This is a genomic window from bacterium (genome assembly GCA_023382385.1).
In the GTDB taxonomy this organism is placed as follows: domain Bacteria; phylum Electryoneota; class RPQS01; order RPQS01; family RPQS01; genus JABWCQ01.
This window is the reverse complement of sequence record JAHDVH010000002.1, coordinates 220,038-246,646: the sequence shown is the minus strand read 5'-3', so window position 1 is coordinate 246,646 and position 26,609 is coordinate 220,038. Positions and strand designations below refer to the sequence as shown.

General features: G+C 54.9%; 24 protein-coding genes. 18 read left to right on the top strand and 6 right to left on the bottom strand.

Annotation, left to right across the window (positions count from 1 at the left end; genetic code table 11):
- Window positions 1-38 precede the first annotated feature (38 nt).
- The 4 genes from KJZ99_05295 to KJZ99_05280 all read left to right on the top strand — a co-directional run bounded on the left by KJZ99_05295 (window position 39) and on the right by KJZ99_05280 (window position 8,479).
- Window positions 39-638 (top strand): hypothetical protein, encoded by a 600-nt coding sequence (locus tag KJZ99_05295; GenBank protein MCL4305308.1) that lies wholly within the window; start codon window positions 39-41, stop codon window positions 636-638.
- A gap of 144 nt (window positions 639-782) precedes the next feature.
- Entirely contained in the window at window positions 783-4,247 is a 3,465-nt protein-coding gene (locus KJZ99_05290) for a serine/threonine-protein kinase (protein ID MCL4305307.1), read from the top strand.
- Complete coding sequence (locus KJZ99_05285) at window positions 4,247-5,947, top strand: GAF domain-containing protein (GenBank protein MCL4305306.1); 1,701 nt, start codon at window positions 4,247-4,249, stop codon at window positions 5,945-5,947. Before KJZ99_05290 ends, KJZ99_05285 begins: the two co-directional genes overlap by 1 nt.
- Window positions 5,948-6,061: 114 nt before the next feature.
- Entirely contained in the window at window positions 6,062-8,479 is a 2,418-nt protein-coding gene (locus KJZ99_05280) for a S8 family serine peptidase (GenBank protein ID MCL4305305.1), read from the top strand.
- A 74-nt stretch (window positions 8,480-8,553) separates the two neighbouring features.
- Here the strand turns inward: KJZ99_05280 and KJZ99_05275 are convergent, their stop codons facing one another.
- The 3 genes from KJZ99_05275 to KJZ99_05265 form a co-directional block, all read right to left on the bottom strand.
- Entirely contained in the window at window positions 8,554-9,726 is a 1,173-nt protein-coding gene (locus KJZ99_05275) for a metallophosphoesterase (GenBank protein MCL4305304.1), read from the bottom strand.
- Between the two features lie 16 nt (window positions 9,727-9,742).
- Complete coding sequence (locus tag KJZ99_05270) at window positions 9,743-11,311, bottom strand: response regulator (protein MCL4305303.1); 1,569 nt, start codon at window positions 11,309-11,311, stop codon at window positions 9,743-9,745.
- Between the two features lie 102 nt (window positions 11,312-11,413).
- Window positions 11,414-12,256 carry a DUF2520 domain-containing protein gene (locus tag KJZ99_05265; protein ID MCL4305302.1) on the bottom strand — a complete coding sequence of 281 codons (843 nt, stop codon included), beginning with the start codon at window positions 12,254-12,256 and terminating at the stop codon, window positions 11,414-11,416.
- Between the two features lie 165 nt (window positions 12,257-12,421).
- Between KJZ99_05265 and KJZ99_05260 the strand changes: the two genes are divergently transcribed.
- From KJZ99_05260 to KJZ99_05205, 12 genes are all read left to right on the top strand, one after another.
- Window positions 12,422-12,793 (top strand): hypothetical protein, encoded by a 372-nt coding sequence (locus KJZ99_05260; GenBank protein MCL4305301.1) that lies wholly within the window; start codon window positions 12,422-12,424, stop codon window positions 12,791-12,793.
- A gap of 8 nt (window positions 12,794-12,801) precedes the next feature.
- The gene (locus KJZ99_05255; GenBank protein ID MCL4305300.1) at window positions 12,802-13,257 is read left to right on the top strand and encodes a hypothetical protein; all 456 of its coding nucleotides are present in this window, start codon (window positions 12,802-12,804) and stop codon (window positions 13,255-13,257) included.
- Between the two features lie 55 nt (window positions 13,258-13,312).
- Window positions 13,313-14,059 carry an NTP transferase domain-containing protein gene (locus KJZ99_05250; GenBank protein MCL4305299.1) on the top strand — a complete coding sequence of 249 codons (747 nt, stop codon included), beginning with the start codon at window positions 13,313-13,315 and terminating at the stop codon, window positions 14,057-14,059.
- A 62-nt stretch (window positions 14,060-14,121) separates the two neighbouring features.
- Window positions 14,122-14,853 carry an SIMPL domain-containing protein gene (locus tag KJZ99_05245; protein ID MCL4305298.1) on the top strand — a complete coding sequence of 244 codons (732 nt, stop codon included), beginning with the start codon at window positions 14,122-14,124 and terminating at the stop codon, window positions 14,851-14,853.
- Between the two features lie 6 nt (window positions 14,854-14,859).
- Window positions 14,860-15,999, top strand: a complete 1,140-nt coding sequence (locus KJZ99_05240) for a hypothetical protein (protein MCL4305297.1) — start codon at window positions 14,860-14,862, stop codon at window positions 15,997-15,999.
- A gap of 3 nt (window positions 16,000-16,002) precedes the next feature.
- Window positions 16,003-16,842, top strand: coding sequence for a dTDP-4-dehydrorhamnose reductase (gene rfbD, locus KJZ99_05235; protein ID MCL4305296.1), 840 nt, complete (start codon window positions 16,003-16,005; stop codon window positions 16,840-16,842).
- Between the two features lie 23 nt (window positions 16,843-16,865).
- The gene (locus tag KJZ99_05230) at window positions 16,866-17,321 is read left to right on the top strand and encodes a dTDP-4-dehydrorhamnose 3,5-epimerase family protein (protein ID MCL4305295.1); all 456 of its coding nucleotides are present in this window, start codon (window positions 16,866-16,868) and stop codon (window positions 17,319-17,321) included.
- 18 nt (window positions 17,322-17,339) lie between these two features.
- Window positions 17,340-17,747, top strand: a complete 408-nt coding sequence (gene vsr / locus KJZ99_05225) for a DNA mismatch endonuclease Vsr (GenBank protein ID MCL4305294.1) — start codon at window positions 17,340-17,342, stop codon at window positions 17,745-17,747.
- The gene (dcm, locus tag KJZ99_05220; GenBank protein MCL4305293.1) at window positions 17,743-18,870 is read left to right on the top strand and encodes a DNA (cytosine-5-)-methyltransferase; all 1,128 of its coding nucleotides are present in this window, start codon (window positions 17,743-17,745) and stop codon (window positions 18,868-18,870) included. The genes vsr and dcm overlap by 5 nt, the downstream gene beginning before the upstream one ends.
- Window positions 18,871-18,908: 38 nt before the next feature.
- Window positions 18,909-19,814, top strand: coding sequence for a phospholipase D family protein (locus tag KJZ99_05215; protein MCL4305292.1), 906 nt, complete (start codon window positions 18,909-18,911; stop codon window positions 19,812-19,814).
- A 7-nt stretch (window positions 19,815-19,821) separates the two neighbouring features.
- Window positions 19,822-20,838 carry a dTDP-glucose 4,6-dehydratase gene (rfbB, locus tag KJZ99_05210; GenBank protein ID MCL4305291.1) on the top strand — a complete coding sequence of 339 codons (1,017 nt, stop codon included), beginning with the start codon at window positions 19,822-19,824 and terminating at the stop codon, window positions 20,836-20,838.
- Window positions 20,839-21,217: 379 nt separating this feature from the next.
- Window positions 21,218-21,844 carry a hypothetical protein gene (locus KJZ99_05205; protein MCL4305290.1) on the top strand — a complete coding sequence of 209 codons (627 nt, stop codon included), beginning with the start codon at window positions 21,218-21,220 and terminating at the stop codon, window positions 21,842-21,844.
- 146 nt (window positions 21,845-21,990) lie between these two features.
- On the opposite strand, the gene KJZ99_05200 is transcribed toward KJZ99_05205, so the two are convergent.
- From KJZ99_05200 to KJZ99_05190, 3 genes are all read right to left on the bottom strand, one after another.
- Window positions 21,991-22,425, bottom strand: coding sequence for a response regulator (locus tag KJZ99_05200; protein ID MCL4305289.1), 435 nt, complete (start codon window positions 22,423-22,425; stop codon window positions 21,991-21,993).
- A 9-nt stretch (window positions 22,426-22,434) separates the two neighbouring features.
- A complete protein-coding gene (locus KJZ99_05195; protein MCL4305288.1) occupies window positions 22,435-24,078 on the bottom strand; it encodes a hypothetical protein in 1,644 nt (547 codons plus the stop codon).
- Between the two features lie 269 nt (window positions 24,079-24,347).
- Window positions 24,348-24,692, bottom strand: a complete 345-nt coding sequence (locus tag KJZ99_05190; GenBank protein ID MCL4305287.1) for a hypothetical protein — start codon at window positions 24,690-24,692, stop codon at window positions 24,348-24,350.
- 67 nt (window positions 24,693-24,759) lie between these two features.
- On the opposite strand from KJZ99_05190, the gene KJZ99_05185 reads away from it, so the two are divergent.
- Window positions 24,760-25,290: a hypothetical protein gene (locus tag KJZ99_05185; GenBank protein MCL4305286.1), complete on the top strand. Its 531-nt coding sequence runs from the start codon at window positions 24,760-24,762 to the stop codon at window positions 25,288-25,290.
- Between the two features lie 112 nt (window positions 25,291-25,402).
- Window positions 25,403-26,500, top strand: a complete 1,098-nt coding sequence (locus KJZ99_05180) for a hypothetical protein (GenBank protein ID MCL4305285.1) — start codon at window positions 25,403-25,405, stop codon at window positions 26,498-26,500.
- Window positions 26,501-26,609: the final 109 nt, after the last annotated feature.

Sequence of the window (26,609 nt, the reverse complement as noted above, 5' to 3'; positions counted from 1 at the left end):
CAACCCGATTCAGTAAAACTCGCAAGTGAAAGAGTCAAATGAAGAAACGTACATACACACTAAAGCTGGCTACCCTATTGGTAGTTCTTGTGTTCGCGGTAAGCTGCTCCGACTTGAGTTCTCCGACCGCAAGCAACCCAACGATTGAGAACGCGGGAAACAACTTCTACGCTCCGATCGAAGAGACCATCGCTGCAATTGAGAATCAAGGCCTGCGCGCTCTTAATTATGCCGTAACTTCGCTCGACGATAACTGTGACAGTATGCTCGCTGAACGATTTGCCAGACCGCATCAGGGCGGAAGCCTGAATTTGCAGGGCATCGTCCGCCTTGAGTGGCTCCCGGGAACACTACCGAATGAAATGGTGCTGCAAATCGTTTCTCCGGCTCGCTGTATCGGAGTTGCAGATTTCTACCCCCACCCCACACACTTCAATGGTTACTTGAACATCGTGTGGGATATCCGAGCGCTCAATTTGCCCTCCGACTACAATTACGACAATCTGGTGCCGCTCTACGTGCACGATGACGGTACCGTTGAAGAGGTGCAGTACCAATGGCGCGGCGGCCGGAACGAACTGGTCGTCCAGACAAACCACTTCAGCCGCTATGTGATTACCCAACGTGTGGATAGTTAGTCAATTTCACCATCAAACCTGCCCGGTCAATTCTGGCCGGGTTTTTGTTTTCTGTGAATCCGCGTGAACCCGATTGTTTGATTCGGTTGCGGATTTTCCACGCTTTATCGGTCTGGTAGTGATCGCCAACCCAACAAGTTGACAATGCACGACTCCTCCTTCATTGATGCAAGATATCAAGTACTGCGGACCATCGGGTCAGGCGGGATGGGAGTCGTGTATCTCGTTGTCGACACGCGGCGCAGTAATCAGATTCTTGCGCTCAAGCTGCTGCGCAACGTCGAAGATGAAGTGGCACTCGAGAACTTCCGCGCGGAGTTCAGAACCATGCGCGGTGTCGTACACCCGCACATTCCGTCGGTCTTTGACTTCGGAGCATTGACTGGCATCAAGAATGGCTACTACTTCACCTCTGAATTTGTGGATGGCAAGCCGCTCAGCCAAATCACTCCGGTTTGGACTCCCGAGCAACTGCGCTCCGCGCTGGTCTGCCTATGCCGCGCCTTGGCCTTTCTGCACAGCCGCGGACTGCTGCACCGCGACATCAAGCCGGACAATGTTCTGGCCAGACTGAATCCCCAGGGGGAATTCACCCTGTTGAAGCTGGTGGATTTCGGTTTGGCGTCCAGGATGAACGGTTCGGACACGATCTGCGAAACAGGCGGCACGTTAGACTACATGGCACCCGAGCTGTTTTCCACAGGCCAAGCAACTGTGGCGACCGATCTCTATGCCCTCGGCGTCTTGATGTATCGCCTTGCCGTCGGACGAATGCCCTTCACCGACGATGATGCGCTTGCCGGAGCAAAATTGCGGACCAAGCGGGAGATTCCACATCCCTTGCGCTTCCGCCCCGACCTTCCAGTCGGGTTGGCGGACGTGATTCTCAGTCTCATTCAGCCTAATCCTGCGGAGCGGCCACCTTCGGCGCGGCATACTATCGCCCTGCTCAACGAGCGTGACGGCACGAACTTCGATTATGAGTCTCCCGAAACGCGCCGTTCCTACATCTCCTCTTCGGGGTCGGTTACGAACGTTGAAGCAAGACAAGTGCTTGCCGAGGTGCGTGATTCACTGAAGAACGGGGTGCGACCTGCAAACCTGCTGATCCGCGCGCGCGCCGGGTTAGGCAGGACACGCATGCTCAAGGAATTTGCCGTGGAGCTCACATTAGCGGGCTTCAAGACTCGCGTGGTGACGCAATTGCGGGAGCTTCCTCCGAAGAGTCAATGCGGGGATGTTCTCTTGATTCCCGATGCCGAAGCGTTGCCCTTTGACAGGATCTCAGAGTTGCAGGCCGCGCCGGAGTGTTGCGACTGTGTTTGGATAATCGCCGGTGCTTTTTCGCAGGGCGTGCCGGAGCCGTTTGCACGCTGGAGACAGATATCCCTGCACCCGCTTGACGAAACTGGTGTCACCGAGTTTGTTAAATCGACATTCCCGGACAATAGTTTTCCGCCCGACTTCGTCAGAAAAATGCTGGGACACACATTGGGATATCCCTCGGCATTGGAGGCGGCGTTGGATGAGTTGGTGAAGTCTGAGCGGCTTCGTATCGGCCTGTTCGGATGGGAACTCCTGCCGGGAAGGTGGTCGCTTCCGGTGCACCGCCATATTGAGGAACTGGTGCGCGACGCCTTGCGCGAATTGCCGGAATGTGCGCGGACTTTCCTGAATACGCTCGCCTGTTCTCTGCGTCCCGTGCCGCAGAGCGTGGCGATCGGGCTGTTTAGTTCGGAGCCTGCAGTATTCCCCGACGTCTTGATTCGAAACATCGCCGACATGGGGTGGATTCACGAATCGCCTCAAGGACTAAATATCTGTCGGGACGCGATCAAGCTACTGCTGCATGCGAAATTATCGACAAAAGAGCGTCGTGCTGCTCACGCGATGCTTTATCGGCTGTGGTCGTCCGCAGAAGATGCCGATGAAGAGAGCAAGCTTGAAGCACTGCTATTCCACGACTTTCTCTCCGGCGCTTTCAGAATACCACCCGAACGGGCCGGAGAGTTGTTGGAAACCGCCCTCCTGCGAGGAAGGACGGCGTGGGTGCGCAAGCTGCTTGAGGAAAGCAGGGCCTTGGTTCCGGCATCCCATCGAAACATCGTGCTCATTTCGTGGTCGAGACTCGAATACATCGAAGGAGACTTGACCAAGTCAGTGGAGTTGCTTGGCGGACTCGTCGATCAGGGGAATGCTCCGCCTACTCCGGAAAACCTGATCTATCTGTCACGTTATGCCGCTCTGCTCGAGAAGCTTGGAGAATCGGATCGCGCGGAGAGCATTCTCAGAAACTGTCGTCCGCTCGTCGGCGAAGCGTGCCGCGATGCGGCAGGTCCGGTCTATGGGACGCTGGCGTGGATTCATTTCAAACGCGGCGAAGGGGAACAGGCGCGCGAGCTTGCGGAAGAGGGATTAGTCAGAGTGAAACCGAACTCCAATGATGCCGGATTTGCTCTGCTGCTCAATACCGTCGGCGCGTTGGCCTTCTATCGCGGCGACTCGGACGTTGCGCGAACCTACTGGCATCGTTGTCTCGAAGTTCTGGAAGGACTTGGCGACAAAAGGGGTGTTGCGAACATGTATAACAATCTCGGAGTGCTTGCCGCGCAATCCGGGGATCGGTTGCGCGCGAGATCTCTGTGGGAACGTTGTGCCGAGATTTCAAAAGAAATTGATGACGTGCACCGCTTGGCGGGAATCTACAACAATCTCGGTGTGGACGCGCTGGAAACCGGCGCGCTGCGCGAAGCGGAAGAATACTATCTGAAGTCGCTCGCGCTATTTCGCAAGCTGGAGAACACGCGCGAACAGGTTGAGACATTAAGCAATCTCGGTGAACTTGCCTATCATCGTGCAGATTATACGCGCGCGCAGGCCTACTTGAAAGAAGCTGTCAAGCTGGCGGAGGCCATCGGGGATCAAGAATCGCAGCTTGAACCCATGATTTACATGGGCAAGCTGCTCTCCACGCTGGAAGCTCTGGAAGATGCCGAAAATGTCTTAACCGAAGCTCAGCGCTTGTCTTCTTCCCTCGGAACGCGCAAGAGTGAAGGTCAGGCGTGGGAAGGACTCGCGAGTCTCTTCGCGCGGCGCGGCGAGCATGACAAGGCGATTGAGGCGGTCGAACGCGCACAACTGCTCATGGCGAACGAAGCCGACCCGTTGGCACTGATCAATCTGCATTTGACGCATTGCAGGATCGCAGCGGAATTTGGTCACGATGAGGACGTGCGCTCACGGCTTGAAGCCGCCCGAAAAGTCGCGGAAATCAAATGGGATCCCTACTCGGCCGCGCGCACACAGATGATTGCGGTCTTCTACGCGGGAGAAAAGCTCGAAGGAAGCGACAAACAGGTCGCTTTGCGAAAGGTCTCTGTCTATCCATATTTGGCCTGGCGATTCCATTGGGGTCTGGCGAGGCAGCATGCCGCCGAGGGACAACTCAAACGCGCGCTTGAAGAGTTCGGCAAAGCTATCAGCATCCTGAAGTCCATCGCGGCGAAGTTACCCGAAGAGCAACAGGATGCTTATCTGAAAGCACCGCAGATCCTCCGTTTCAAGGAGGAAGTAGTGGCCTTGCGTACAGCGATGAAAAAGGATGATTAATGATGGCACTGGATTACTTTGACGATTTGAACGATTTGGCACCTGAATCCAGTCCTGCGGCTGGCTCGGTCTTGCACGAAGACGGCATGGTCGAAAGCCTTGCCAAGCTCTCGGCGCTGATCGAAGACATCAACCACGATATGACGCCCGAGACAATTCTGGACCGCGCCATGTCGGCGGCGATCGAGTTGACTGGTGCCGAGCGAGGATTTCTCGTCCTTGTCGGAACCAACGGCGAGTGGCGGTTTACGGTCGCTCGTAATATGGATGAAGACATCGATGACGCGGAGTCTGCGGCATCACAGACGATTATTCGCCGCGTAATGGAAGCTCGGCAGCCGATCCTGATCAACGACGTGATCGGTGCCTCCGATCTGGGACGTCAGCAGTCGATCGCAAAGATGCAGGTGCGTTCCCTGATGGGAGCACCGTTGATCTCGAAGGGCAAACTATTGGGCGTCGCCTACGTTGACACGACCAAGCTCGCCGGAGTGTTCGACCAATCCAGCCTCGTGCTGTTCGAGACGTTCGTACGTCTCTCGGCCATCGCGCTGGAAAATGCGCGGTTGTATGAAGGCGAAAAAGACACGAAGGCGCGCTACAAGGATCTGCAGGAGTATCTGGGAACGATTCTGCAGAGTATGCCGCACGGAGTGCTGGTGCTTGACCGCGACGGAATGGTGGACTTCGCAAATCCACAAGCCGTCGAATTGCTGGGCGGCGGTCTGCGCATCGGCTCCTCTCTCGACAAAGCAGGTTGCGACCCGTTGGCCATCGCCAAACTGCGAAAGGCGCATGAACAGTTCCGCCAAACCGGTGAAACGGGGCGGCATTCCCTCAAATTGGGAGATCGGTCGCTGGCCTATTCTTTCTTCAAATTACAGCGGTCCCATGACGGTCGCGAGCGTGCAGGATTGAACCTCGAAGATGTGACGGCGCAGAAACGTCTCGAAAGTCAGGTTGTCGAAGCCGAAAAACGCTCTACTGTCAATCAGCTTGCGGGTGGCATCGCGCATGAGATTAACAACAGTCTGCAACCCGTAAAAGGTCGAATCGAATTGCTGACCATGCGACTGGAGCGGGAAGGACTCAATCTCAGCGAACCGATGAAACGGGACCTCGAAACCATCGGCGCTTTGACTGAACGCATCGAGAAGATCGCGCACAATCTGCGGCACTTGACCAAACCGGCTGATCCGGACTTTCGCGTGTTGGACATGAAGCAACTGCTGACTTCAGTTGTGGATATGCTTGAAACCACAACGGGAAGTTTGCGCGGTTACCGCAAAAACGACGCGGATAGTGACTTTTCGTTAGTGCTCGATTTGGAGGAAGACCTGTGGGTGTTTGGTGATCCGCACGGGCTTGAATCGGCGTTCATCAACATGATTATCAATTCTGTGCACGCCATGGAGTCTGTCGAAAGAGGCAGGTTGACTATTTCTGCTCACCGGAACATGGAGCGCGTCGAAGTCAGTATCGCCGATACCGGAGAAGGCATTGCCCCGGAGCATCAAGCCAAGATATTCGAGCCTTACTACTCGACCAAGGGTGAGCGCGGGACGGGACTGGGCATGAGCATTGTGAAGAATATCGCGGACATTCATGGAGCCGAGCTGAAGCTGGAATCCGCCCTGAACATCGGCACGAAGATTACTCTGGCATTTCCAATTCATAGTGAATCGATGTGCAATCTTTAGGCACTCCGGGTAACTTGAAATTCATTTGACCTGCGGTTGCTTGAGGCTGCAGGTTTTTGTATATTCTCAAATTAGTTTCGACTCGAACCAAAACGATAACAACCCTTTAGATTTATGCGTTGGCAAAAACTCCTGATTGCCGCCTTTGTCGCCCTGTTGGCAGGTGCGACGCTGACCCACGCCGGTATGCTGACTTCGGGTTTGGCCGATGCGTATGCCCAAGTCGGGGAGCAGGAGAAGTTGCCGGTCTTAGTGGCTCTTTCACCGCAAGTTGACCTCAATGGAGTGCGGGATCGCTGGTTCAGGGGGCGGCAAGTCAGCTTTGCGGACCAACATTTGGCGCTGAAAGACACCCTCGAGGCGGCTGCCAGACAGGCGTTTCAGACCGTGCAGTCGTCGCTGCAGATTCTCGAACGCAACGGAATGATTGATGAGGTGAAGCCGCTCTGGCTCTCGAACATGTTCCGGGTCAGGGCAACCAAAGCCGGAGCGGAGCTGATTGCGAACTTCGAGACAGTGAGTGAGGTCGGGCTGGATGAGATCGTGCTGCCGATTGAGCCGCTATCCGCTTCCCGGTCTGAAACGAAACTGCTGGCAACGGATGAGGCTCTCAAACAAATCGGCGCACCGCAGGCGTGGGAAAAAGGGACGACGGGTGCAGGTTCGATGGTTGGTGTGATTGGTGCGCCCGTCGATTCGGGGCATTCGGTCTGGAAGAATCGCTCCGTCGGCATGGATACCGTATTGATGCCCGCTTACTGTGGCGATGCCGCTTCAATTCTGCTCGGTTGTGCAATAGGTGTTGATCGGGACAAAGGTGATACGGTTGGTGTGGCTCCCGAAGCGCAATGGCGGCTGTTTCCGCTGGCTTGTGGTAAAGAATCGCGCGTGTCGGATGTCATCCACGCTCTGCAAACTGCTCTCAAGGGAGACTTCGCGAACGTTCCTGATGTAATCGTTCAGGCATGGGAGGTCGGCGATTCCTGCACTTCCGCTCTGCCGGAGGCCGCGTGGGGGAGCTTTGTGAATACAGAACAGCTTGGCACTATTCTGATTTGGGCTGCGGGCGATCACGGAGACTTGGGACGCGGTTCCATCCATCTTCCGGCCGCGCGACCAAGTGAATCACAGACTTTTTTCGCAATCGGAAATGTCAATACAACCGGCGTTCCGGCATTGGATCCGCGCAGCAGCAGAGGTCCCTCGCCGTGTGATCGCAAGAGCACCAAGCCCGATCTGTCTGCGCCGGGAGTGGATGTCCGCAGCGCAGGACGGGACGGTTTTGTGAGGGCGAGTGGAAGTCTGTGTGCGGCGGGATATGTCGCGGGGACGTGCGCACTGATGAGACAGGTGAATCCCGACATGACACCGTCCGCTGCGAAAATTGCTCTGCAGCTTTCAGCGCGTGACTTGGGTGTTACCGGAGAAGATAACGAGTTTGGTTTCGGATTGCTGGATGTGGCGGCGGCGGTCGATCTGGCAGCGTCTTCAAGCAGGACTGGAACCGTGTCCGGCACTATCCGCTACGGGGGAAGATCAATTCCCGGCTCGCGGGTATTCCTGGTCTCAAGCTCAGGCAGTTACATCGCGACGACTAACGCCGAAGGAAAATTCCGGTTCAACCAGATTCCCGAAGGCCAATCGTTCGCGCTGTACGTTGCGCGATTCGGCTTCATCGACTATGTCGCACCCGATTCGATTACCGTCCGGCAGCGCGAAGAGCGCTCTGTGACGGTGCAGCTTGAACTCGGGATTGCCGACGACGCGGAAGTGGATCGCGGTTTCATTCTGGGTGTCGTCGGCGACGACGCGACGGCCGGTGTCTGGACCCGCGCGATTCCTGTGCCGTCCAAAGAGAACGGTTCCGTCGTGCAGGTCGGCGAAGATGCCACCGCCTATGGCAGCTTCTGCTTTGTCACGGGAAACGGAGCGTTCCCCAACGAACCGGCCGGAGCGCATGACGTGGATGGCGGCAAGACGACGTTGCGGTCACCAGTCTTTCGTCTCGACAATCTCTCGGACGCGAAACTCTCTTTTGCCTACGCATACTCGAACGATCGCGGGCCGCAGAAGGGCGGAGACTTCTTCCGTGTGCAGATTTCCAATGACGGCGGAGAGACATGGACGAATCTCATTCAGACTTCCGTCAGCACGAACGGTTGGCAACGCGTCGAATTGAAGTTGAAAGACTTCATCGAATCCACCGACCAGATGGTTCTGCAATTCATCGCGGAAGACTACGCGCCGCCGTCACTCGTGGAGGCGGCCGTCGATGACATCAGGATTGAAGGCAAACAAGACGCGCCCGAACCGCCCAAGAATCTCTCGCTCACTCCTTCTGAAACCGGTGTGCAGTTGACGTGGAACGCGTCTGCCGGTGCCTCATCGTACAAAGTCTATATGTCCGGCGACCAGACTCATGTCTTTGCGCCCGAACATCTGTTCTCGACCGTCAAAGATACCGCGCTGTTCGTGCCCTTCGATCAAATTCCGTATGAGCGCTTCTACTTTCAAGTGACCGCCGTGAAGTAGCAAGTGTGAAGCGCGACGTATGCGCGCGTCTGATGTGAAAGCCCGTCTCTTTCGAGACGGGCTTTGTTTATTGGTCACTTCCACTCGCAGCGGGCCGGTTCGCTGTCCGGCACAAACCGGATCAGCATGATTTCCGGCGGCTTTCCAATGCGCATCGGCGGTCCCCAGTAGCCAATCCCGCAGGTAGTGAGCTGATAGCCGTCACCGACCTTATACAATCCGTGGTGATACGGGAATGCCATCTTCGTGAACATCGTGAATGGAAACATCTGACCGCCGTGCGTATGTCCGCTCACCACCAGATCAAAACCTGCGTCAATCGCCCGCTGCACGTCGCCCGTGCCGGGAGTGTGCATCAAGAGCACTTGCACATCAGAGGTGTCATCATCCGGAATCAAGCTCAGAAATGCCGGAAGCGGACGGCCCATCTGTCTGGCTGTGCGATCTTCGATTCCTGAAATGCGAATTCCGTTCGGAAGCTCGCGCGTCTCATTCATCAAGACTTGAAACCCGCCGCGCCTCATGAGGTCTATCGCCGGCCCAAGCCCTACGTAGTATTCATGATTTCCCGTCGTGCTGAACACGCCCAACGGAGCGGCAAGTTTGCGGAAACCGTTGGCTACTTCCGGTATCTGATTGGCCGGCGTGTCAACGATGTCTCCGGGCGCGAGAATCAGGTCCGGCTTCAATCCCGTCACCTGTTCGCACCACATTGCGATGCGTGATTCACCGTTTGTGTTGCTCGCATGAAAGTCGGCGAGCATGGCGATGGTGAAATTGCGCCACTCAGGGCGAAACCCTTTGACCGGAACGTCCACTTCGACCACGCGCGCCGGTCCGGTTGCCTTGTATATTCCGTAGCCGCACAACAGCACGACCACAGTCGTCACAAAATAAAAGCTATACCGGCCAATCAGGACGTGCGTCTCGAGCGTCTGATTGCCCCAGACGCCGGAAATCACCAGCACGATCTTGACGAGGAAAAACAGGAACGTGATCCACAGGAACTGCCACATCATGCCGATCCAGATGGATGCGATCCAATCGAGAGCGTGGGCAAGCGCGCCGGGGAACTTCTGTTCGAGTATCCGGACGAGAATGTAGGAAACCGCAAGGAAGGCTGCGGCGATGCGCAGCGGCCAGAGAATTGCGGGAGAGGTGATTTCGAGTGCGGAAACTAAACGGGTGTACAGAAACCAGTGAAGCAGCCCGAGAATCGTGACAACGACGGATATGAAAATCAGCAAGTGTGAGAGAAGTTGGTTATGCCCCTTTGCCTTCAAGGATGGCGACCGGCAGAATCATCTCTTCGAGAGAAACACCGCCGTGCTGGAAGCTGTCCTTATAGAGCGAAAGATATTTGTTGTAGTTGGTCGGATACACGAAATAGTAATTTTCCTTCGCGACGATGTAACCCGTGTTCATGCCGCGCTTGGGCAATTTGAAATTCTCAGGCTGCGGAACAACGAGCGCCTGTCGTTTGTCCACGCGCAGATTGCGGCCGTACTTGTAACGCAGCGATGTCGATGCTTCGCGGTCCGAGAGCACTTTCGCGCCTTTCTGCCCGCGAATCGAGCCGTGGTCGCTGGTTACAATCACCGTCCAGCCTTGTCTGGCAAACGCTTGCAGAATCTGCCGCAGGCTCGAATGCTCGAACCACGCCTTGATGACCGACCGATAGCCGGCTTCGTGCGGCAGAATCTCGCGCAGCACGTCGGAATGACTGCGGCCGTGACCGAGCATGTCCACGAAGTTGAACACCATCGACACCAGCTTGCGATCGAAGAACTGCGACACCTTCTTGGCCGTCACCAAGGCTTCTTCGGGGTCCAGCACTTTGACGTAACGTGCTTCCGGTTCGACGGTGATTCCCAATCTCTGCAGCTGCATGTCCAGCAGCTGCCGCTCAAAGCGGTTCGAGCTGCCTTCATCTTCATCCGCCGATTGCCAAAGTCCGGGAATCTCTTTCTCGATTTCCGAGGGAAACAATCCGGCGAACAGTGCGTTGCGGCTGTAGGGCGTTGCCGTCGGCAGAATTGAAAAGTGAAAGTCGCGTGTCACGCGAAAGTTGTCATAGAGCAGCGGCTCAATCGCCATCCACTGGTCATAGCGCATGCAGTCCATCACCAGATAGAGCACCTTCTCGCCCGCCTTCAGGCGTGGCGCGACGAATTTCTGCACGACGTCCACAGAGAGCGGCGGACGCTCGCTCTGCTCCCAGACCCAATTCTCGTAATGCTTCTCGATGAACTTGCCGAACTCGACATTGCATTCGGTGCGCTGGCCTTCGAGCGATTGCTTCAGCCCTTCGTCCGGTAGGCGGTCAAGTTGAATATCCCACCACGACAGCCGCGAATGAATATCCGCCCAGTCCCGCCAGCCCGGACTCTCGTTGAGCTTCATGGCAATCTCACGAAACTCGACCAGATAATCTCGCGTCGTGATTCGCTGCTCGATGGACGATTTGTCAATGACTTTCTTCAGAGCGACGAGAATCTGTGTCGGATTGACCGGCTTGGTCAGGTAGTCGGCGATTTTGGCTCCGAGCGCGTCGTCCATTAACGACTCTTCTTCCGACTTCGTGATCATGATCACGGGCAAATCGGGACGCTTGGTTTTGATGAGGTCCGCTGTCTCCAGTCCGTCCAGACCGGGCATGTGTTCGTCGAGCAACACGCAGTCGAACGACTCGCTATCCACTTTCGAGATGGCGTCGTCTCCGTTCGTGACGCCGGTGACCGCGTAGCCGTGCTGTCCTAAGAACAGGACATGCGCTTCCAGCAGGTCAATCTCGTCGTCCGCCCAGAGAATTTTCTTGGTGATTTCGGGCATGAAATCCTAATGAAATGAAAAGAAGAAAATCAAGAGTAGAAAGCTACTTGCCATGCAAGGTTTGAGGCTACTTGTCGTGAGAATCGCGGACTCATCGTAAGCCTACACCCGCCTTTTAATAACCCATTCCGAAAGCATCTTATAGACCTTGGCGGCTTCCGGGTCCAGCTTGCCTATCGCCCGCACGTGCGCCGCGATGGTCTGGCGGTCGCCCCGCACCGCCGGGCCGGTCCATGACCGGTCTATTCCATACTCCGCAAAGTTGCTTAGGGTTTCCTGAGCAATCGACAGGACCGCCTCGCGCGAAACGTTTGGGTCAAGACCAAGCTTCTTCAGGATCGTCTCGGCCATTACAAGATTTGCGCCCAGCAGCGTGCACGCCAATACGGCAGAGGCGTGGTAGGCTACACGGTCGCTGCCCTGCACGACTAAACTCTTGCCACCACAGGCTTTAGCAAGTTTTCGGCAAGCCGCAAGTCCTTTGGTATCTCCGTCAATCCCGAAAATCAACGGGAAGGAAACATCGTGGCGCTCCTCCTTGGATCCGGCTCGGACGACCCCTGAAAACCTCGGGAACGTCATGTAGGGATGACAAGCTCCGACCGTTGCGCCAAGCTTGGACAGAGGTAAAAGCGGCTTGGTGTCCAGGGTGCCGCTCAGATGCAGGACTTTGATACGCGACCAGTTAAGGTCTTGTTTGGCAAGTTCTTTAGTAACAGACGCCAGTTGTCCCGTGCCGACCGCCAGCAGGATGAAACCTCGGTCCAACCGAACGTGTTCCACCGACGAGACGTAGCCCGCGCGAAGCTCCTTGGCCAATCTGCGGCCCGCCGCGGAGCCGCGACCGCAGACGCCTGCGCATTGCCAGCCGGAGTTTACGAGCCGGCGGGCGAGCACCTTGCCTACAGCGCCGGGTCCAATCAGGTAAAATCGAGTTGCAGCCATCCCGAAAAGGTAACTTTCCCGCCGCGCAAATGCAAGCGAAACAGCTCCCAAGCTAAGAAAAGAGAGGAAGTTAGCTTGACTCTCCGGCGAGGAATCGTTAACTTTTTGACTTGCTGTAGTCCGATTTTTCCCCTTTGCGGAACCCCTGACCCGTGCGGAGGCCGTATGCTCGGAACCATTTCCGAGGGCACTTGCCGACTTAACATCTACCTCACGCGACCCGAGGCATCGATTCGGGCGTTCGCGGCTGTGGGCTGGGGGTATGGGCAGGTGTCGGACCGCAAGTGTCTGATTGTTCAGGAAGCGGGCAGCAAGCAGTTTCATGTGCTGGGGGTGATCGTGCCGCGCTATCGCGTGCCTAAAGAGGACCTCGATTTGGTCAAGCGCGTGCGCATCGTTGAGCAGGGATTGAAACCCGAAGACCATCGCGAATGGAATTTCTTTCTCGACGATGTTGACGAAAGTACGCGCCGCGCCATTCTAAATGGTCCGCACGTTGAGCCGGGCGCGCTGGTCAGCGGCGATTTGCACTTTTAGGAGACATCATGTTCTTCTCACTATTATTTGCCACATTGATCACGTCCCTGCTCACGAGCGTGATCGTGGCGCTGGTCTTTCGCAAGTCCATCGGCGGTATCCTGACGCGCGTGCTGCGGGACGACATTTCCGCCGCGTGGCAGCGGTACATCCTGTTCGCCGTCATCGTGGTCGGAGTCAGCTCGGGCGTGAATCTCTACAAACTCGAGCAATACACCGAAGGATCGCAGGGCCGCTGGGTGGATCGGCCCGGTGTCGAGCAGAAGCACGAAGGCCAGGAGTGGCAGCCGCCGGTGTTGAACAACGAGACGTGGACGCTGGAAATCTACCGCTCGATTGTCGGCACGATTCAAGGCATCGCGTGGGCGCTGCTCGTGTTCTTTCTCGTTTCGCTGGTCGCGTTTGTCATTGTTCGCGGTCAGGAGATGAGGCAGCGTGAAGCCGCACCCAATGCGCCGCGCTGATTGCAGCATTTTCAATTTCTTCCACATTCTCACTTTACATTTTTGACTACTCCACATGAAGGGTGTTATCCTTGCGGGCGGTCTCGGTACGCGCATGCTGCCGTTGACCAAAATCACCAATAAGCATCTGCTGCCCGTCTACGACCGGCCGATGATCTATTTTCCGATTCAGACGCTCGTCGACGCGGGCATCAATGAAATCGTGGTCGTCACCGGCGGACACTATGCGGGTGACTTTTTGAATCTTTTGGGCAACGGCAAGGCGTTCGGGCTGTCGTTCATCAATTACGCGTATCAGGAAGGCGAAGGCGGCATCGCGGACGCGCTCAGGCTCGCGCGCGAATTCACCGGCGACGATCCGATTTGCGTGATTCTCGGCGACAACATTCTCGAGAATTCCATTAAGCCGCATGTGGATGAATTCAAAGCGCAGAAAAAAGGCGCGAAGATTCTGCTGAAAGAAGTTCATGACCCGCAGCGCTTCGGCGTTGCCGAAGTGGACAAGAGCGGCAAGGTGCTATCGATTGAAGAGAAGCCGAAGGCTCCCAAGTCGAATCTCGCGGTCATCGGCGTCTATATGTACGACGCGCACGTTTACGAGATCATTTCGACTCTGAAACCCTCCGCGCGCGGCGAACTCGAAATCACGGACGTGAACAACGCCTACCTGCGCGAGGGGACGCTGACCTCATCCACCATCGAAGGCTGGTGGACGGACGCGGGGACGTTTCCATCGCTCTATCGCGCGTCGCGGTTGGTAGCCGAGCAGGTCAAGCCGGACTTGAAGGAGAATTGGTTTTAAGGGAATACGTCCCACTTTTGTCATCCGTCACTTCGTTCCGGATGACGCGAAAGTAGTCACATATGGCAGACACAAAAGACAACAACGGCGGCTTGTTCTTTATCGCGATTGCGATAGTGGCCGCGTCATTTGTTCTCGGTCATCAATTGGTCGAGATGCGCAAAGTCGGCGACATGATTTCCGTCACAGGTTCGGCAAAACGGCCGATTGTCGCGGATCTGATTGTCTGGTCGGGCAACGTCACCGCACAGGAGGCCACACAGCAGGAGGCCTATCAGTCGGTGCGCGCGCACGGCGAACGAGTGCAGAAGTTCTTCAAGGAGAACGGAGTTCCCGATGCCGAACTGACCATGAAACCTGTGTCGAGTGAGCAGATTCAGGAATACAATCAGTACGGCAATTTTACGGGCCGGATTCTCGGCTTTCGTGTGAATCAGACATTTGAGATTCGTTCGACGCGCGTGGATGCGGTCGGCGAGTTGATCAAGAAATCAGATCAACTGATCAGCGAAGGCGTGCCGTTTCAATCGTGGGGCGCGCAGTATCTGTATACCAAGCTCGCCGATCTGCGCATCGAAATGCTCGGTGAAGCGATGAAGGACGCCGCCGAACGTGCAAAAGTCATGGCCGAATCGTCGGGCGCAAAGCTTGGCGAACTGCGCGATGCGCGCATGGGTGTCTTTCAAGTCACGCCGCGCAACTCGACCGACGTCTCCGACTACGGCTACTATGACACGTCCTCGAAAGAGAAGGATATCACCGCCGTAGTCAAGGCCAGCTACTCGCTCGACTAATTTTTCGTGGCGCGCTCTATCCTCGACTGGCGACCGTGGCTGCTCCTTTGGAGTCTGCAGGTTCCTTCGCTAAGAGCACTGCTCAAGTATCTGCCCGAGTCGCTGCACGTTCTGATTCCGCTCTATTTTGTCGCCGCATTTGCCGTCTACGCGTGGCTGGTGCGCACGAAAAGTTTCAGGCGTCTGTTCAATTCGCGCGTGCTGTTCGTCTCATTAATTGCGCTGCATGTCATACTCAATATGACTGTTTATCCGTATGCGGACGCGCTGAAATTTGAGGGACGGGGAAGTCCGCAGGATGATGCGCTGGTGGTCGGCGGCGAACGACTGGTGCAGGGATTGAATCCTTACGAAGGCGAGACGTTCAAGCAGGAGTGGGTGAGTGCCGGGCCGGGGTGGATTGTGCTGTCGCTACCGTTCGTGTTTGCGCAGGCGATGGAGTTGCTGTCGCCCGTATGGGTCGCGGTGACGGCGGGTTGTATCGCGCTGTGGTTCGGCTTGCGACTCGGTACGCTCTTTCTGATTCTGTGTTTCAGCGCGCCGGTGTTCTGGGAATTATCCGTGACAGGATCGGATATGCTTGCGATGGGCTGCGCGTTTCTGCTCGTGACGATTTGGAGTTTCCGCGCGTGGACGAGGGGCGGAGTGGTTGCGAAGTCTTTCAGCGCGCTGCTTTCTGCGTGCGTTACGAGTTCGCGCATTGTGTTCGGCTATTTGCTCGCTTTGATCGCGGGTTTTCTTTTGCGCAAGAGCAGCAAGAGCGGGTTTGCCTATGGATTCGCGGCGATCGGGCTGTTCGTTCTGATTCAATTGCCGTTTTACCTGTGGAATCCGGAACGCTATTTTCCGCTGACGCGATTCTTCTGGGCGAAGGGAATGCTCGGGCCGACGCTGGAAATTGTATCTCTCCTCACGACCGCGGCGACGCTGCTCTATCTGGCGTTGCGTACGGAACTGAGTGAGCGGATGTGGATCAAGGGAGTCCTGGTCTCGCTGCTTGTTACGATGTTCTGGTCGGCGCTGGGAGATTTGCAGGCCAATCAGTTCGAGTTCGCGGTGTGGGAGGGCGCGAACTACTTCGGGCCGCTGATTCCCGCCGCTTTGACATTTGTTTTGCTGAATATCACACCACGCACAACAGCTTAGAATATGCGCCGCATTCTTATCACCGGACAGCTCGGCATGCTGGGCAGCGAGCTGTCGCTGGCCTGCGAAGATCAGGGAGACGAAGTTACGGGTTTCAGTCTGCCGGAAGTGGACATCACCGACCGCGAACGCGTATTGAGACTTGCGGGCGAAGCCGATCCGGAGTTTATTTTCCACTGCGCCGCGTTCACAAACGTCGATCAGTGTGAAACCGATCCCGAGCAGGCGATGCGCGTCAACGCGATCGGCACACAGAATATGGCGTTGGCGGCCGAGTCGCTCGGTGTGCCGCTCTTGTATGTTTCGACCGATTACATTTTTGACGGCACGAAGGACTCGCCTTACGACGAATGGGATGCGGGCAATCCGCGCAGCGTCTACGGCAAGTCGAAATACGCGGGTGAGCAATTCGTGCGTGCAATCTGTCCGTGGTTTTATATCGTGCGCGTGTCGTGGTTGTGCGGAAAGAACGGCCCGAACTTCATTGAGACGATTTTGAAGCTCGCGCGCGAACGCGACGAATTGAAAGTTGTGAACGATCAGCACGGTTCACCGACGTTTGTGGCCGATCTCGTGCCGGAGTTGATCCGGATCAGCGAGAGCGGCGCGTTCGGCACGTATCACGTCACGAATCAGGGCTACACGACATGGTATGAATTTGCGAAGAAAGCGCTCGAGTTGAAAGGCGTGACGACTCCGGTGATGCCGTGCACGTCAAAGGAGCATCCGCGTCCGGCGCCGCGTCCGAAGAATTCGCGGCTGTCCCCTGCGCTTTACGCGCTGGCTTTGGGCAACGAGATGCCGACGTGGGAAGAGGGTTTGAAAGACTATTTGAAAAGGTAAGATAGAGGAAGAAACCGAGAGACATGATTCAAGGCGTTGTAACAAAGAAATTGCGGCTGATTCCCGACGAGCGGGGGCGGCTGATGGAGATTTTGCGCAAGGACGATCCGGATTATCTGACGATTGCGCAGGTTTATATGACCACCAACTATCCGGGTGTGGTCAAGGCGTGGCACTTTCACAAGAAGCAGTCGGATCAGATGACGTGCGTGAAGGGGATGATCAAGGTCGTGCTCTACGATGCGCGCGAGGATTCACCGACGAAAGGTGAGATCAACGAGTTTTTCGTGGGGGAATACAATCCGATGCTGATCGTTATTCCGCCGGGAGTTTATCACGGCTGGAAGTGCATCAGCGAATCGGAAAGCGTGGTGGTCAATTGTCCGGATCATCTGTATGATTATCAGAATCCCGACGAACACCGCGCTGCCTTCGACGACCCGAAGATTCCGTATAACTGGGATATTGTGTTTAAGTAGAGGGATGGAGAGGCTGACATGGTCTCGCGTTCTCAAAGATCCAGGAATATGTCTCGGATTAGATCGAAAGATACACAACCTGAGTTGCGAGTTCGATCTATTCTACATTGTATGGGGTACCGTTTTCGGCTACATGACGCGAATCTGCCCGGGAAGCCTGATATTGTCCTTAAGTCGCACAGAGTAGTTGTTTTTGTGAATGGTTGCTTTTGGCACCAGCACGAAAGATGTCGACGCGCAAGCATGCCATTGACTAACACGGAGTACTGGGGAACGAAGCTCAAACGGAATGTCTTGAGATTCAGAGAGGTTTGCGAGGTCTTGACCACGATGGGATGGAAAGTTGTCATAGTGTGGGAATGCGAGACGAAAGAGGATTACAAACTTAGAAGGCTTTTGGCAAAGAGGATGCGCTGTGCAAATTAGCGAGGGGACATGCAGTTTCAGACTTGGCGAGTTGTTTAGCGGACCCGGTGGACTATCACTAGGAGCGACAAACTCGTGCATTAGGTACAAGGGTGTTGAGTATAGAATCGTTTCTTGTTGGGCGAATGACATTGATGCGGACTCTTGTGCAACGTTTCGTAGAAACATTTGTCCTCAATCACCAGAGCTCGTTATTAATCGTGATGTGCGGAGTTTGGACATTGATTCTCTACGCAGTATAGATGCACTTGCGTTCGGTTTTCCGTGCAACGACTACAGCATGGTTGGTGAACAACTTGGCCTTAATGGAAACTTTGGTCCTCTGTATCGTTACGGAGTAAGAGTCTTAGAAGTGCACAAGCCAGTTTGGTTTGTTGCTGAGAACGTTTCTGGACTGCGAAGCGCTAATGAAGGAAGAGCTTTCGTCTCGATTCTAGATGACCTCAAACACGCTGGATTTGGTTACAATTTAACGGCGCATCTCTATAAATTTGAAGATTACGGAGTTCCACAAACCAGACACAGGGTGCTCATAGTCGGCATAAGAACAGATCTTGACCTCAAATTCAAGGTGCCAGCACCAACAACCCCTGAATTTAGGAAGACTGCCTATGATGCTCTGGAGTGTCCTCCAATTCCTCATGACGCCGCAAATCATGAACACACGCGCCAATCCAAATCTGTAATTGAGAGATTGCGCCACATACCTCCAGGCGGGAATGCTTGGCACGAAAACGTTCCAAGGCATCTTCGTCTAAACGTGCCGAACGTCAGAATGAGCCACATTTATAAAAGGCTCGACCCCTATAAGCCGGCTTATACTGTAACAGGTAGTGGCGGAGGTGGCACGCATGTGTATCATTGGAAGGAACCGAGGGCGCTAACGAACAGAGAGCGCGCACGACTCCAAACATTTCCCGATACTTTTGTCTTTGAGGGTTCAAAAGAATCTGTTCGAAAACAAATTGGCATGGCGGTACCTCCACATGCGGCGCGACTGATATGCACGTCTGTTCTCAAAACACTTGTAGGCGTATCCTACGATCACGTAGAAGCGAATCTAGATCACATTCATACTCAATCAGACTTCCTTGACACAGTGAGGACTCTAGACGAATGTTAACGGAAAATCTATATGATATTGTTTTTGGTGATTCGATAGTGAAGTCTTCAAGTACGCTATATTGCGTAAGTGGTTTTGCCAGTGCGGCGTTTGCAAAACACATCTTGGAAACTTCTTCCAAGCTCAACGTTCAGTTACTTGTAGGAATGGTAACACGGTCGGGCGTAGCAGAGCCCGACCACAGAGGTTTTATCGATTTGTCAGATCGATTCAAAGAGAGGTTTGAGTGTAGGTATTTCTTGGATGCGACGCCATGCCACGCAAAGTGCTACGCATATTTCGATGGCGCAACTTCGCGTGCAGGGTTCGCAGGTTCGGCGAACTTCACTTGGGGAGGTTTTAGGGACAACCGTGAGTGTATCGTTGAATGCGACCCTCTTGCAATAAGGCGGTATCATGCTCTACTTGCGCAAAACATTCGCTCTGTTGAATGCCGTTCAGAGAAGGCGCAGGAGTATGTCACTAAGGTAACGAGAGATCAAGTAGCCATAAACAGAGCGAGACTTGATCATGGCATCGCTGATAGGGACGACAGCGTTCAGCAAGTGAAAGTAAGTTTGCTGCCTACCAGGGGTGGCATGCACTGGCACTCAGGCTTGAACTGGGGACAACGGCCCGGTCGGGACCCGGATCAGGCGTACATTCCAGTGCAGGCTTCCATTCATAAGGCTGATCCTTACTTCTTCCCTCCGAGATCGCATTGGTTTCTTGTTCAAACAGACGATGGTGAGATCTTCTGGTGTACTATGGCTCAAGATAATCGAAAGGGAATTCATACGCCAGAGAATAACAGTATATTAGGTAAATACTTCCGGAAGCGATTAGGAGTGACGTCAGGTGCACCCGTTACTCTCGCAGACTTGAAGAGGTACGGTAGAACCGACGTAACTTTCTATAAGATTGATGGAGATCTCTATTTGATGGACTTTGGACACGAGTCTTGAGCATTTCATGAACCACCTGCTTGTAACCGGAGGGGCCGGGTTTATTGGCTCCAACTTTGTGCGGTATATGTTGAAAAAGTATCCGCACTTGAAAATTACGAATCTGGACGCGCTGACATATGCGGGGAATCTCGACAATTTGAAAGACGTTGAGAGTGACGCGCGCTACCGGTTTGTGCACGGCGATATCTGCGACGAGAAGAAGGTGGCCGAAGCGATGGAGGGCTGCGACGCGGTGGTGAACTTCGCCGCCGAAACGCACGTTGACCGTTCGATTCACGCGGGCGATCTGTTTGTGATGACTAACGTCAAAGGCGTGTATGTGCTGTGCGAAGAGGCGCGGCGGCGAAAAGTCGAGCGCTTTCTGCACATATCGACCGACGAAGTCTACGGCTCGCGGCTGGAAGGCTACTTCAAGGAGACCGATCCGCTCTCGCCGTCATCGCCGTATTCCTCAGCGAAAGCCGGCGGCGAATTGCTCGCGCGTTCGTATTTTGTCACTTACGGTTTGCCCGTGCTGATCACGCGCTCGTCGAATAACTTCGGGCCGTATCAATATCCCGAGAAGCTGGTCCCGCTGTTTGTCACGAATCTAATCGAGAATAAGCCTGTGCCTGTCTACGGAGACGGCAAGCAGGTGAGGGATTGGCTGTTTGTGGAAGATCAATGCGACGGGCTGGATTTGGTGCTGCAGAAAGGGGCGGTCGGCGAGATCTACAACTGCGGGTCGCACAACGAAGAGTATAATATCGACGTTACGCACGCGATTCTGAAGCTCTTGAGCAAGGGGGAAGAGCTGATCACGTATGTGCAGGATCGGCCCGGCCACGACCGCCGTTATGCGGTGGATACCGAGAAGATTCAGAAGTTAGGCTGGGTGAAGAAACACAACTTTATGCAGGGACTTGAGAAGACCGTGAAGTGGTATCTCGAGCACGAAGAGTGGTGGCGGGATATCAAACTAAAACAGGCGGACTACAAGGCTTGGATGGAAAAGCACTACAAACCGTTGGAGCGGGCTTGAGCGGTGGGGCGCGTGAAGTGGTGTCAATATAATACATCATACGCCTGTTGTCAAGTGTTTGTTCCCAAAAATAGCGTAACGAGTAACCATTTGTTCAATAACTAATTGAGACGAATTGGCATTGAAGTTACGCACCAAGGGGCCGAATTGGAGAGGCATGCGGCCTCCTCGACTAAGTGAATAAAAGACTTTTCCGGAGCAAAAGACCGCAAACTCAGTTAGAGTTTGCGGTTTCAATTTTGTACGGACAGATGTGTCAGGTGTTTCAGTCGTGAGGAACCATTGCAGACCGTGTGAGGTTTAACAGGAAGTCGGATGAATGTGATTTTGCTTGCATGAACATGATGTCTCATAAGCGACGAGGTGATCCATGTGCAGCATGAAGAGAATACTCATGATGCTTGCGGTTCTCGGTCTTAGCGCTTCGTGCGCAAAAGCTCAAGTTCCGCACCTGTTTCTGGGAGCGAGTGCGCAGTGGAATGCTCCGACCGGTGATTTTGGAGAAGCAGCCGACGATGTCGAGGGAACCTTTAACGGCAATGCGGCCGGAGTGATGGGCGGAGAGTTCAACATTGGCGCGGTATCGGACAACGGACAGTTGTATGTCGGTTATCGTATCGTGGATTTCGATGAGCGGCAACCCGACGGTGATGTCGAATGGAGGAATAACAGCCGCTGGCTGGCAGGTTTTCGCTGGCACATCTTGGGAACGCTGGCCACTCCGTTGACTCCGACTGTGGGCGGAGGTGTCAGTGTCGGCAAGACCAAGGGAGTTTTCAAGCAGCAAGGTCCGGTTGACGATTTGATTGAAGAGCTGACCTCCGACAATACGTGGGGCTGGTTCATCGAAGGCGGCGGGTCCGCGCGGCTGCCGGAGTTGCCGTTGATGTTTAACGCGGGCGTGCAGTATCATCGGTATACGGCAGCCTTCGAGTCGGACAACATAGATGTTGAGTTCAAAATTTCCTATCTGACCTACCTGCTCGGCGCGCAGATATACTTTTAGAGTCCAAAGCCCAGTGCGGCCTCCGGACGTGCAGATCAAACGCAAAAAACCGCAAACACATCCCGTGCTTGCGGTTTCATTTTGTCGCGACCTTCGTTGCCGCGAGGAAATCCACAATGAGGCGGAAGGCATTCCGCCTCTATACATTACAATTGATGTGCGGTGACGTCGCGGGGATTGCGCAGACTCTCCTTGGCAATTTCTTCCCAGCGCGCCACGCGGCGACTGGTTTCTTCGATCAAGTCTCCCAACTCTTCCATATTCTCGAAGGGCTTCAGCAGGTAGTCGCTGGCGCCGCGTTCGACGCACTCGATACACTTTTGAATTGTGGTGTATGCGGTCATCATGATCACCTGCACCGTAGGCCGCGCCGTCTTGACTCGTTTCAACAGCTCGATGCCCGTCATCTGCGGCATATTGATATCCATCAGGATCACGTGAAACTTTTCGAACTCGATGCGCTCAAGCGCTTCGAGAGGATCCTTGCACGTCGCGACCTCAAAACCGCGCAGCGTGAGAAACGTTTCAAGCGAGGACAGAATCAATTCCTCGTCGTCCACGATCATTACCTTGTAGGCCATGCCTGCTCCTTATGAATTGACCGGCGGTGCTTCGAACCGCCGCAGCTTGATGTAAAAGGTAGCCCCTTCGCCTTCACGGCTGCGCAGAGTCATATCCCCGCCGAACCCGTGCAGCATATCCGTAGATATCGAAAGCCCGAGGCCCGTCCCTTGACCTTGAGGCTTCGTCGTAAAGTAGGGGCGAAAGATCTTCTGTTGAAGCGATTCGGGTATTCCCGGACCGTTATCCGCCACCGCAAGAATCACTTCATCTTCATTAATCGCTTCACAGGTGATGCGAATGCACGCAGGGCCGTTCCGTCTCGCCTGCGGACCCGGCGCGTCAAACGCCTGTAATGCGTTTTGCAGCAAGTTCACCAACACCTGTGACAATCCGGTCGCGTGAGCCGTGACAGGCGGCAGCGTATCGGGCAATGTGATCTGAATCTCCGCCTTGCCGCGGGCTTCGTGCCCGACCAGCATCACGGCCTCGCCGATGACTGACTTTAGTTCCACCGAGTCCGGTTGACCGTCATCCTCGCGGCCGAATGATTTCAAGGTGCCCAACACGGATTCAATCCGACGGCTTGCCATGTCCACTGCGGAAATGGCTTCGCTCATCTTGCTCAAAAACACGTCCACAGGCAGATTGCCAATCCTGCTTCCGACATCCTTCGCCGTTTGCGCAAGGAGCGGACGAAGCGCATCAAACATCATCTTCAAGTTTGCGGCATTCACGCGGCTGAACGTGTTCGGATTCTGTATTTCGTGTGCGACTCCGACCGCAAGATTACCGATGGTCGCGAGTCGTTCGCGGCGCGCACCGGCAAGCACGGCCTGTTCGTCGGCGGTAATGTCGCGCAGGTCAATCAGCACATGTTCGGGGCTATGCACGAGCGGCGTGATCTCGCCCGACAGGAGTCGCTCCGTACCGCCGATCGTCTCCTTTGCGCGAAATCGTTCGCGCCCGGATCGCATACACTCTTTGATGCTTCCCACTAACTGCGGGAATGCCGACTTTTCGTCTTTCGCAAGTCCCGCCGCAGCGAAGGCGGATCCCAACGGTCGGCCGAGGGCTTTCCGGCGGAAGTCGGGATCAGCGATCTCGAGAAGTTGACTGACACGGCGATTCACTTTCCACAGGGTCAGTTTACGGTCGACAACCAGCAACGCATTGGGAAGCGAATCAAAGATCTCGCGCTCGCGCCGGATGACCTGCCGCTCAAGTTTCGCAAGTTTTACGAACTGCAGCAACTGCGTCGGCGCATCGGCGCACGATTGCAGATCAAGTACCTCGTCGCTCGGTCCAAAATCGATGCAACGTGTTCGGGCATTCAGTCCGGGCGAGATGATCACCGCAATCGGGTTGATCTGTCGCGGTATCTTCAGAGCGTCCAGAATTTCTTCGAGCGACAGTTCGCTGTCCAAATCGTGCAGCCAGAGCACTTCGGGGTCGTAGTCGGCAATCAACCCCAGCGCATTCAGCGTGCTGGAAGTTATGCGGACTTCGAGGCCGTGCCACTTAAGCTGCTGGATCGGGGTTCTGACGGAGTCCGGGTTCATCGAGACAAACAGTAGTTTTCCCACTGCTGCGGCTCCGATTTCCTCGGCCGGTTCTGAGATTCCGATCTGAACAGCCTTTTCCGAACTTGGTCCTCTTGGGATCTCGGTCATTTGCATCTTAGGAACTGTCGCAAGTAAGGTGCCAAGTCCACTTGTATCCCGTGATCCCAGGCTATGCCTCTTGGGGTACGATGCCGAAGTGAATTGCAGTCATTTAAGTATAATTTTTACAATATAATAAATAATACAACAAGCAGAAACTTCGTTCGGAGCCCCTTACTCGTCACTTGACAGCTTGCCTGCAGGTCGGCTATATTGGTTCGCTCTGCCCGCAGACAGCGAGCGCCCGGTCAAGTGTCCGGGAACTTGTGCAGGCAGGTTCACGTTACTGCACAGGTAGAGGCAAATGGCCGCCCAAATTCGTTCGAAAGCGAGGTAAAATTCGCGATGGCTCCGCGCAAGAATCCGCCCCCCCAAACAAAAGGGAAGTCGAAAAGTTCTGACTCCTCTGCGAAGTCCGCTCCGAAAAAGGGGGCTAAGCCGAACACTGCCAAGTCCACAAAGAAAACCCCTGAAAAGCCGACTAAGACGAAATTGACTAAGACTCCGAAGAGCGGGGAAGACACCCCAAAGAAGAGCGGCAAGGCAGCCACGAAAACGACGAAGCCGGCAGTCAAGACGGCAAGTCCGGTGAAAGCCGCAAAAACGACAGCCCCTCCTGCCACTCAGAAAGAGCCGTCCCCTGCACCACGCGGTCGCAAGCCGAAAACAGATCGCGCAGAACCCGCCCCTGTGAAAGCAATTGTTCCGGATATTGATATCGAGGATGATGACCTCTTCGATGAAGATGAGGTCTTGTTTGATCCAGCTTCGATTGAGGATGTTTTTGCCGCCTCGGACGGTGAAGACGATGAGGATGAAGGTTCGAGCCAAGCGAAGAAGCGCAAGCGCGACGCAGCCCGCAAACCGGTGCGCGGCAAGAAGCGAAGTGCGACCGAGGAGTTTCTGGTTGAGGATATGGAGGGTGAAGAAGAGATCGAGGAGGTTGAAGATCTCATTGATGACCTTGATCCGGTGTCCGGCACGCTGATTCTAGACCCGGACCTGATCGGCCCGCCTGCGCCCGCGCCGCTTCCTCCGCGTCCCAAGCGGCTGCCGCCCCGCCAACAGACCTGTGTGGACTGCGGACAGCAGTTTGGATGGTTGTCGATTGAGCGTGTCTGTTTCAACTGTCTGAAACGCCGTGTTGCCGCTCGTAAACGCGATGAAGACTATTCCGGATACGGCGGCAGCGATGATTCCGGTGGAGACGACGATTACTAAGTTTCGGGCCCGCTCTTCAGAGCGGGCCTTTCTGTTCGGGAGATTCTTAGTCTGCGCGTCTTGCCGAGGACCTGCGGGAGTGCTATCTTGTAATACTATTCAGGAGCCACTCATGCCAATCCTCATCACATTGTTGATTGTGGCGTTTACGTCACATGCCGCCACTCCGGTGCCTGTTGTGCGAACTCGTGCCGAACAAGCCGTAGCAGAGGCGAATCTCTTCGCTCTTGACTCCGCGACACGGTTGGAACGTGGACTGGCCTTGCTTGAGCAGTTTCCCAACGATGTCGCGGCGGGAAAGGAAGTGCAAGTCGCGATTGCTAAACTTCTTCCTGACGCACCTGAGTTCTTTCGCCAGCGTTATGAGCGGCTGAACAACGCTGCGAGTTTCTATCTGTACGCGCGTGCGACAAATTTCCAGTTGCCGGAAGAGCAAGTTGCGGCGTGGGTCGAACGGGAACCGCACAATTCCTTCCTCTGGCTGTGCTACATGGCCACCGAGTGGCACAAGGAGCAGCCGGATTACGAGTTGGTGCGCGCGCGGATCGAGCAGTCCATCCTCGAGGATCCTTCACGGCCTGAAGGCTACAATTTTCTGGGAATGTTCTACGACGAGCAGGGAGATCTTGCGCGTGCGCGAGAAGCCTATGAATCCAGTTTAATTGCCGATTCACAGGATGAAACAACCCGCACCCGACTGCTCGATATCTACTTGATTCAGCGCGACGCCGAAGCATACTTCGCTTTAATCAATGGCATCGTCCCTGATCACCCGATAGATGTGGAACTCGCGACTGTAGGCAAACCCGCCGAGAAGGTGAAACCGTCGGACTTGCGCGGGCATGTTTCGCTCTTGATTTACTGGTCAATGGGTTCGGAGATCTGCATAAATAATTCGCTTGCAGAGATAAACAAGGCTATCGGCGAGAACAAGATCAAATGGCCGGTCTATGCGATCAATGTCGGCGGGAATGCTGCCAATGCGCCTGAAGTCATTTCCGAAACGGACCGCAACGGCACGCGCTGGCGCATCAACTTTGTGCAGAGTGAGGAAGCCTTGGATCTCGATTTGAATGCGGCCAAGCGTCCCTGCATTTACGTAATCGGCGCCGATGGCTTTGTGCATGCTCTTGTCTACGGGGCAGGACACGAGACTGATTTGCTCGAGACGACCATCTGGCTGTCGGAGCACGTGCAGGCCGGAATGTAGGCGATTGCAAATATTTTGCAGCAAGGGCCGTCACTTTGTGACGGCCCTGCTTGTTTTCAGGATGTTTGTTTCTGAACATAGATAGCCATATATTACAATATACCGCCTC

Bases quoted from the DNA above. Each gene is read 5' to 3' on its own strand.
- KJZ99_05295 (MCL4305308.1), top strand. From the start codon at position 39: ATGAAGAAACGTACATACACACTAAAGCTGGCTACCCTATTGGTAGTT.
- KJZ99_05290 (MCL4305307.1), top strand. From the start codon at position 783: ATGCACGACTCCTCCTTCATTGATGCAAGATATCAAGTACTGCGGACC.
- KJZ99_05285 (MCL4305306.1), top strand. From the start codon at position 4,247: ATGATGGCACTGGATTACTTTGACGATTTGAACGATTTGGCACCTGAA.
- KJZ99_05280 (MCL4305305.1), top strand. From the start codon at position 6,062: ATGCGTTGGCAAAAACTCCTGATTGCCGCCTTTGTCGCCCTGTTGGCA.
- KJZ99_05270 (MCL4305303.1), bottom strand. From the start codon at position 11,311: ATGCCCGAAATCACCAAGAAAATTCTCTGGGCGGACGACGAGATTGAC.
- KJZ99_05265 (MCL4305302.1), bottom strand. From the start codon at position 12,256: ATGGCTGCAACTCGATTTTACCTGATTGGACCCGGCGCTGTAGGCAAG.
- KJZ99_05260 (MCL4305301.1), top strand. From the start codon at position 12,422: ATGCTCGGAACCATTTCCGAGGGCACTTGCCGACTTAACATCTACCTC.
- KJZ99_05255 (MCL4305300.1), top strand. From the start codon at position 12,802: ATGTTCTTCTCACTATTATTTGCCACATTGATCACGTCCCTGCTCACG.
- KJZ99_05250 (MCL4305299.1), top strand. From the start codon at position 13,313: ATGAAGGGTGTTATCCTTGCGGGCGGTCTCGGTACGCGCATGCTGCCG.
- KJZ99_05245 (MCL4305298.1), top strand. From the start codon at position 14,122: ATGGCAGACACAAAAGACAACAACGGCGGCTTGTTCTTTATCGCGATT.
- rfbD (MCL4305296.1), top strand. From the start codon at position 16,003: ATGCGCCGCATTCTTATCACCGGACAGCTCGGCATGCTGGGCAGCGAG.
- KJZ99_05230 (MCL4305295.1), top strand. From the start codon at position 16,866: ATGATTCAAGGCGTTGTAACAAAGAAATTGCGGCTGATTCCCGACGAG.
- vsr (MCL4305294.1), top strand. From the start codon at position 17,340: ATGGTCTCGCGTTCTCAAAGATCCAGGAATATGTCTCGGATTAGATCG.
- rfbB (MCL4305291.1), top strand. From the start codon at position 19,822: ATGAACCACCTGCTTGTAACCGGAGGGGCCGGGTTTATTGGCTCCAAC.
- KJZ99_05205 (MCL4305290.1), top strand. From the start codon at position 21,218: ATGAAGAGAATACTCATGATGCTTGCGGTTCTCGGTCTTAGCGCTTCG.
- KJZ99_05200 (MCL4305289.1), bottom strand. From the start codon at position 22,425: ATGGCCTACAAGGTAATGATCGTGGACGACGAGGAATTGATTCTGTCC.
- KJZ99_05195 (MCL4305288.1), bottom strand. From the start codon at position 24,078: ATGACCGAGATCCCAAGAGGACCAAGTTCGGAAAAGGCTGTTCAGATC.
- KJZ99_05180 (MCL4305285.1), top strand. From the start codon at position 25,403: ATGCCAATCCTCATCACATTGTTGATTGTGGCGTTTACGTCACATGCC.